The organism is Deinococcus aerophilus (assembly GCF_014647075.1).
Lineage (GTDB): Bacteria > Deinococcota > Deinococci > Deinococcales > Deinococcaceae > Deinococcus > Deinococcus aerophilus.
The window spans coordinates 1-1,091 of the sequence record NZ_BMOM01000079.1; the positions used below are offsets into that span (position 1 = coordinate 1).

General features: G+C 73.4%; 1 protein-coding gene. It reads left to right on the forward strand.

The genetic code is table 11. The features are described 5' to 3' along the window. Positions 1–59 precede the first annotated feature (59 nt). A complete protein-coding gene (locus IEY21_RS16640; RefSeq protein WP_188905457.1) occupies positions 60–1,010 on the forward strand; it encodes a tyrosine-type recombinase/integrase in 951 nt (316 codons plus the stop codon). Positions 1,011–1,091: the final 81 nt, after the last annotated feature.

Consider the following 1,091-nt stretch of genomic DNA (forward strand, 5'->3'; position numbering starts at 1 on the left):
CACCGCCCGCCCGGCCCGCCGGTCCAGGGTCCGTGCACCCTCCAGCGCGGCACAGCTCTGTGACCCTGGTTCCCATCACCTCGGCCCTGGCCCTGAGCGACCTGACCGATCAGGCGCTGCGCGTCCGGGCGGTGCAGGCGGCGGCCACCTACGACACCGACACGCTGTGTCAGGTGCTGCTCGCGTACATGCGCTCGGGATCCCGGCAGGGCGCGCGCACCAGCCCCCGCACCTTGACCGCCTATGGAGTGGCCGCGCGCGATTACGTTCCGTGGGCCCAGAACCATGGAATTTCATTGCTGCGGCCCGGCCACCGTGACGGCGGCCGCTACCTCGCGCACCTGCAGGAGCGTCCCAGCGCGGGACGGGGCCGACGCGGCACGCTGGCTCCCGCCACCATCGCGCAGTACGTCGCCGGCGCACGCGCCCTGCACCGCGCGCTGACCTGGGCCGGGGCCACGGACGCCAGCCCCTTTCTGACCACCAGCGCGCCGGCCGACCGGACTCCCGCCATCGAGCGGCGCCCGCCCTACCGTGATGAGCTTGAACAGCTGCTCGCGGCGTGTGAGCCCCGGCTCGCGGCACTGCTGCTGCTGTGCGCGCACGGTGGCCTGCGCGCCGGCGAGGCGCTGGCGGTGCGCACCCACGACCTTGAGGGCGCGCGGCTGGTCGTGCACGGCAAGGGGGGCAAACTGCGCCGGGTCCCGCTCAGCCGCCGGACCCGCGAAGCGCTGGTCGGGCTGGCGCCCGTGGACCCGGACGGCCGGCTGTTTGACTGGACCTACGCCCAGGCCGCGTACCGCATGCGTCAGGCGAGCCGGGCGGCCGGGCTGCCCGGGTACTGGCGGGGATTCCATGCGGCGCGCAAACACGGGGGCACGCGGCTGTACGCGAAGGTCCGCGATTTCACGCGCGTGAGTCTGTTCCTGGGTCACGCCAGCGTCGACACCACGCGCCGGTACGTCGCGGTCGATCCGGACGACGTGGCCGCCGAGGTCGAGGATTTTTAACGCCTGCGGGATGGAGGTCTGTCCGGCGGCAGCCCGAACGCAGCCAGCCGCTCCAGTCCGAGCACCTCAGACACAGTCGGG